The organism is Pseudomonas sp. GYB4201 (genome assembly GCF_056312595.1).
Genome location: NZ_JBWGIG010000049.1, coordinates 35,493 through 41,528, shown reverse-complemented (window position 1 = coordinate 41,528; position 6,036 = coordinate 35,493). Strand labels below are relative to the sequence as shown.

Genomic DNA, 6,036 nt, shown 5'->3' with positions numbered 1-6,036 from the left:
TTGATCTTGATTGTATGCCCCGTAAAGCGCCCGGGCCGACTGGAGGCGTCGATCAACGGGCTGCCCGAAGGGCCGAGGCCGCAGGCCGAAGAGACGGTAACCCGCAGGCTTCTATAGCGGGTGCCGTCTGCCCGTTGAGCGGCGCCGGAAGGAGGGGACCCGTAGCGAAGCGTAGGGCCCAAGCAGGGGCAAGCCCTTTTTGGTGACTTTTTGGGGCGACTGCCAAAAAGTTACTCGCCGTAAGGGCGAAACGGTCGGTGGTATCCCCGCGAAAATGGATATGCTCGAAAACGCCGAAGCGGGATACGAACACCACGAACATATCCATTTTTTCGAGTGATGCCACTTCACCTTTCCGGCCTTACGCCGGGTCACTTTTTGGCAAACGCCCCAAAAAGTAACCAAAAAAGGCTTGCCCCTGCTTGGTCCCTACGCTTCGCTACGGGTCCCCTCCCTCCGGCGTCGCCCAAGCGGCCGACGGCCCGGAATAGAAGCGCCTCCGGTTCCGTCTTCCCTGGCTACGCCAGGGACCGCTTGGCCAACGCCTCCAGTCGGCCCTGGCGCTTTACGGGGCACACAATCAAGATCAAAGGCCTCACGGGATCAAGATCAGAAGCAGTTCGTGGCGGTTTGAAGTGGGCTTATTTCACCTGCCCCAACCACTGCTCCACGGTATCACCACTGCTGATATTCCCCTGCACCAACCCATCCACTATGAACGTCGGCGACACATGAATGCCGTTCTGCCGCGCGTACTTGCAGTGCCATTTGGTCTCCCGGTCCAGATCAGGAATGGCAAACGCCGCGGCCAGTTGCACGCCGCTGTACTGCTCGATGCGCGCGATGATGTCATTGGGCGTGGCATCCAGGTTCGGCCCGCTGGCGTGGTGGCTGAATTCGAACTCCTCGCGGTGCGCGGCCACGGCCGCCATCACCGCCTTGGCGTTGGCCTTCCCGCCGGGCAGCGTCGAGGCGGCCAGGATGCAGCGCACGATCACCCCTGAGAACAGGTGCCAGGGCTGGGACTGCAAACGCACCTTGATAGTGATGCGGTCTTCGCCAGCCAACGCCAGCAGGTCGTCGAGCTTGTTGAAGGCGCGCACCGAGAACGGACAGGTAGGTTCGAGGAACACCTCGAACACCCGCGGGCCGTGGCCCCAGGTCAGTGGGTCGGCGTGCCAGGTGGTGTTTTCCATGGTCGATCTCCTTGAAGTCAGCGCCGCAGTATACCCATCAGACACCGCGCGTAGCCGCTGCCGAAGGCTGCGCTGGCCATGATGTACGCCAAAAATCTGCAGCGGGCATAAGGCCAGCGCAGCCTGGCGGCAGCGGCTACAGATGACTGTTGCTACTGCAACAGTGACTCCACAGTCTGTTGCGCGGTAAACAGCAGAATCAACGCAAGCCCCTCTGGAACCCCCGTCCCAGCAACTGGCACAAAGCCTGCAATATTCCATTCCAGCAGAAAATCCATACCCGCACCGACTTTTCCGACATAACAACCGTCCTGGAGCCCGCTCATGCAACGCACCCTCTTCTACTCCCTGATCGGCGCCTGCGCCCTGACCCTGGCCGTGCACCCCAGCGCCCAGGCTGCTGACGCGCCGCCGGCCGAGGTGCACCTGGATTACGCCTACTATTCGCCGGTGAGCCTGGTGCTCAAGCACTTCGGCTTCCTCGAAAAAGCCCTGCCGCAGACCAAGGTGGACTGGGTGTTCAGCCAGGGCAGCAACCGCTCGCTGGAGTACCTCAACAGCGGCGGCGTCGACTTTGCCTCGTCGGCCAGCCTGGCGGCGGTGCTCAGCCGCGCCAACGGCGCGCCGATCAAGTCGGTGTACGTGTACAGCCGCGCCGAATGGACCGCGTTGGTGGTACGCAAGGACTCGCCACTGCACAGCGTGGCGGACCTCAAGGGCAAGAAAATCGCCGCCACCAAGGGCACCGACCCCTACCTGTTTACCCTGCGCGCGCTGCAGCAGGCCGGCCTGAAAAAGGACGACGTGGAGCTGGTGCACCTGCAACACCCCGACGGCCGCGTGGCCCTGGAAAAAGGCGACGTCGACGCCTGGGCCGGCCTCGACCCGCACATGGCCGCCAGCCAGGTGCAGGCCGGCGCGCGCTTGCTGTACCGCAACCGCGATTTCAACAGCTATGGCGTGGTCAGCGTCACCGAGCGCTACGCCAAGGAGCACCCGGACACCATCAAGACCGTGATCGGCGCCTATGAGCAGGCGCGCCAGTGGTCCGTCGGCCACCCCGAGGAGTTTGCCCAGCTGCTGGCCAGCGAAGCCGGTTTGCCGCTGGACGTGGCCAAGTTGCAGCTGTCGCGCACTGACCTGAGCAGCCCGCAACTGACCGCCCAGGACGTCGCCGCCTCGAAGGCCGCCGCGCCCATCCTGGTGTCCGAGGAACTGGTGCGCCGCGGTACCGACGTCAACCAGGTGATCGACCAGCTGATCACGCCAGGTTTAGACCAAGCGGTCGCCGGCCAATGAGCAGCCGCTTCAAAGCCCTGGCCCTGCCCGTCGCCATCATTCTGATCCTTGAAGGCGTGGTGCGCGCAGGCTGGCTGCCGGCCTACCAGATGCCCGCCCCCAGCGACGTCGTGCTGACCCTGCGCGACCTGGCCGAGGGCGCGCTGTGGAAGCACATCGGCGCCAGCCTGGCGCGGGTGCTGGCAGGCTTTGTGATTGGCGCCAGCCTGGCCCTGGTGTTCGCGGCCTGGGTGGGCCTGAGCCGCGAGGCCGAAGCCTACCTGGCACCGACGTTTGCCGGCCTGCGCTCGATTCCCAGCCTGGCCTGGGTGCCACTGTTGCTGCTGTGGCTGGGCATCGACGAAACCTCGAAGGTCGTGCTGATCGCCATCGGCGCGTTCTTCCCGGTGTACCACAACGGCGTGGCGGCGATCCGCGACATCGACCGCAAACTGGTGGAGGTCGGGCGCATCTACGGTTTCAATCGCTGGCAACTGGTGCGGCGCATCCTGCTGCCAGCCGCCCTGCCCGGCCTGTTCACCGGCTTGCGCAGCGGCCTGAGCCTGGCGTGGATGTTCCTGGTGGCGGCCGAGCTGATCGCTGCTACCCGCGGCCTGGGCTACCTGCTGAGCGACGGCCGGGAAACCTCGCGGCCCGATATCGTGCTGGCGGCGATCATCGTCCTGGCGCTGCTGGGCAAGCTCAGCGATGGCCTGCTCGCTGGGCTGGAAAAGCGCTGCCTGGGCTGGCGTGACACCTTCACCGGGCAGCCGGCGGAGGGCTGATCGGCCAGGCATTAGTTTATGAATTTAAGTTATTTAAATTTATTCTCTTATAGCTATATCTTCAGCGCACCTACCCGCTGACAGCAAGGCAGAACCCCCATGGCATCACTGAGCACCGCGTTTCCCCGCCTGAGCAAACTGACCACCGCCCTGGGCCTCGGCCTGTCGCTGCTGGCGGGCAGCCTGGTGATGCCAAGCGCGGCCCAGGCCGAGGGCCAGCTGCGCATCGCCGAGCAGTTCGGCGTGGTCTACCTGCTGCTCAACGTGGTGCGCGACCAGCATCTGGTGGAAAAATACGGCAAGCAGGAAGGCCTGGACATCAAGGTGGACTGGACCCAACTGTCCGGCGGCTCGGCGGTGAACGACGCGTTGCTGGCCGGTGCGGTGGACATCGCCGGCGCCGGCACCGGGCCGCTGCTGACCATCTGGGACCGCACCTACGGCCGCCAGAACGTCAAGGCCGTGGCCTCCCTGGGCAACTTCCCGTACCTGCTGGTGAGCAACAACCCCAACGTCAAGACCATCGCCGACTTCACTGCCAAGGACCGCATCGCCGTGCCGGCGGTGGGCGTCTCGGTGCAGTCGCGCTACCTGCAATATGCTGCGGCCAAGCTGTGGGGCGACAAGGATTTCGCCCGCCTGGACCAGTACTCCATCAACCTGCCCCACCCGGACGCGGCCACCAGCATCACGTCGGGCGGCACCGAGGTCACCGGGCACTTCTCCAACCCGCCGTTCCAGGAACAGGAACTGGCCAAGGCTGGCGTGCATACGGTGCTCGACACCTACGACCTGCTGGGCCCGAACTCGCCCACCGTGCTGTTCGCCACCGAGAAGTTCCGCAACGACAACCCCAAGACCTACCACGCCTTCATCGAGGCACTGACCGAGGCCGCCGCCTACATCCAGAAGGACAAGGCCGGCGCCGCCGACACCTACATCCGCGTCACCCACGCCACGATCGACCGCGACGCGCTGCTGAAGATCATCAGCAACCCGCGCTTCGAGTTCACCATCAACCCGAAGAACACCTACCCGTTGGCCGAGTTCATGTACCGCGTGGGCGCCATCAAGCACAAGCCGGCGTCGTGGCAGGACTACTTCTTCGAAGACGCCAAGCCCCTGCAGGGCAGCTGAGTCCCCCCCCCCGTAGCAGCGGCCGCAGGCCGCGTCCGAAATCACCGCGCGACAACAGCCTATCGCGGCGTCCTCGGACGCGGCCTGCGGCCGCTGCTACACGTTAACGACAGGAGCTTTCCCCAATGACAATCAACAAACGTTTGCCCCTGCTCGCCGCGCTGTTGCTGTGCAGCACCGCCACCCTGGCCGCCGGCCTGCTGGACAAGGGCCGCAGCGACGGCCTCACCGCCGGCATCGCCAACGAACAGCCGTACGCCTACCTGGGCACCGACGGCAAGGCCACCGGCGCCAACATCGAAGTGCTGCAGGCCATTCTCACGCCGCTGGGCATCACCCACATCGACACGCCCATCACCGACTTCGGCTCGCTGGTACCGGGCCTGGCCGCCGGGCGTTTCGACCTGATCGGCGCCGGGTTGTTCATCAACCCCAGCCGTTGCAAGGTCATCAGCTTCTCCAACCCGGTAACCCGTTCCGGCGGCGCCTTCATCGTCAAGGCCGGCAACCCGCTGAAGCTGCACAGCCTCAAGGACGTCGCCGCCAGCGGCACGGCGCGCCTGGCCACCCAGACCGGCTCCAACCAGGTGCAGGAAGCCAAGGACAGCGGCATCGCCACCGCCAACGTGGTGCTGTTCGACAAGGACACCGAGGCCCTGGCCGCCCTGGAAGCCGGCCGCGTGGACGTGGTGTATTTCCCCGACGCCGAGATCATCGGCCTGCTGGCCAAGGCCAACAGCCCGAGCATCGAGCGCGCGCTGCCGTTCGAGCAGATCCCCGACGCCAACGGCAAGCCCAGCTGGAACTACCACGCCTACGGCCTGCCGCGTAACGACCCGGTGTTCGCCCAGGCCTTCAACGAACAACTGGCCAAGCTGCGCGCCTCCGGTGAGCTGCTGAAAATCCTGAGCAAGTACGGCTACACCGAGAACGAACTGCCAGACCCTGCCGTCACCGCCGCGCAGCGTTGCAGCCTGTGACCCTGGACAGCGCGCTGTTCATCGCCACGCAGCTGGGCCATGGCGCGCTGGTCACGGTGGAAATCACCGTGCTGGCTGAAGTGCTGGTGCTGGCCCTGGGTTTCGCCATCGCCCTGATGCGCCTGTCGCGTTCGCGGCTGCTGCGGGCTTTCGCCGTCACCTACGTGCAGGTGCTGCGCGGTTTGTCGGCGCTGGTGCTGCTGTTCTACCTGTTCTTCATCCTGCCGCTGTTCGGCGTTCGCCTGCCGCCCATGGCCACCGGGGTCATCGGCCTGGGCCTGACGTTCTCCGCCTACGCCGCGGAGATCATCCGCGCGGCGCTGGCCAACGTCAGCCAGGGCCAGCGCGACGCCGTGCGCGCGCTGGACTTCGGCCGGCTGGCGGCGCTGCGCCGGGTGCTTTTGCCACAGGCGCTGCCGTTCATGCTGCCGCCCCTGGGCAACCAGCTGGTGGAACTGATGAAGACCACTTCGCTGGTGTCGTTGATCACCCTCACCGACCTGACCTTCTCGGGCAGCCAGCTGATCACCACCCTGGGTAACCAATCGCTGATCTGGAGCATCGTGCTGGTGTGTTATTTCGTCATGGCCTGGCCGTTGAGCTGGCTGGTGCGCCGCTATGAAACCCACAGCACGGCCTGGCGCCGGGCCAAGGAGTAGC

At 65.3% G+C, this 6,036-nt stretch carries 7 protein-coding genes; 5 read left to right on the top strand and 2 right to left on the bottom strand.

The features are described 5' to 3' along the window. Positions 1-641: 641 nt before the first annotated feature. Both AC0Z2B_RS29290 and AC0Z2B_RS29285 read right to left on the bottom strand, forming a co-directional pair. Complete coding sequence (locus AC0Z2B_RS29290; protein ID WP_476301353.1) at positions 642-1,196, bottom strand: DsbA family protein; 555 nt, start codon at positions 1,194-1,196, stop codon at positions 642-644. A 152-nt stretch (positions 1,197-1,348) separates the two neighbouring features. Further along, positions 1,349-1,522: a hypothetical protein gene (locus AC0Z2B_RS29285; protein ID WP_476301351.1), complete on the bottom strand. Its 174-nt coding sequence runs from the start codon at positions 1,520-1,522 to the stop codon at positions 1,349-1,351. On the opposite strand from AC0Z2B_RS29285, the gene AC0Z2B_RS29280 reads away from it, so the two are divergent. The 5 genes from AC0Z2B_RS29280 to ehuC all read left to right on the top strand — a co-directional run bounded on the left by AC0Z2B_RS29280 (position 1,521) and on the right by ehuC (position 6,035). Next, positions 1,521-2,495: an aliphatic sulfonate ABC transporter substrate-binding protein gene (locus AC0Z2B_RS29280; RefSeq protein WP_476301349.1), complete on the top strand. Its 975-nt coding sequence runs from the start codon at positions 1,521-1,523 to the stop codon at positions 2,493-2,495. The genes AC0Z2B_RS29285 and AC0Z2B_RS29280 overlap by 2 nt on opposite strands. After that, a complete protein-coding gene (locus tag AC0Z2B_RS29275) occupies positions 2,492-3,259 on the top strand; it encodes an ABC transporter permease (RefSeq protein ID WP_476301348.1) in 768 nt (255 codons plus the stop codon). The genes AC0Z2B_RS29280 and AC0Z2B_RS29275 overlap by 4 nt, the downstream gene beginning before the upstream one ends. Before the next feature lie 99 nt (positions 3,260-3,358). Further along, a complete protein-coding gene (locus AC0Z2B_RS29270; protein ID WP_476301346.1) occupies positions 3,359-4,396 on the top strand; it encodes an ABC transporter substrate-binding protein in 1,038 nt (345 codons plus the stop codon). 125 nt (positions 4,397-4,521) lie between these two features. Continuing rightward, complete coding sequence (gene ehuB / locus AC0Z2B_RS29265; RefSeq protein ID WP_476301343.1) at positions 4,522-5,376, top strand: ectoine/hydroxyectoine ABC transporter substrate-binding protein EhuB; 855 nt, start codon at positions 4,522-4,524, stop codon at positions 5,374-5,376. Continuing rightward, complete coding sequence (gene ehuC / locus AC0Z2B_RS29260) at positions 5,364-6,035, top strand: ectoine/hydroxyectoine ABC transporter permease subunit EhuC (RefSeq protein ID WP_476301341.1); 672 nt, start codon at positions 5,364-5,366, stop codon at positions 6,033-6,035. Before ehuB ends, ehuC begins: the two co-directional genes overlap by 13 nt. Position 6,036: the final 1 nt, after the last annotated feature.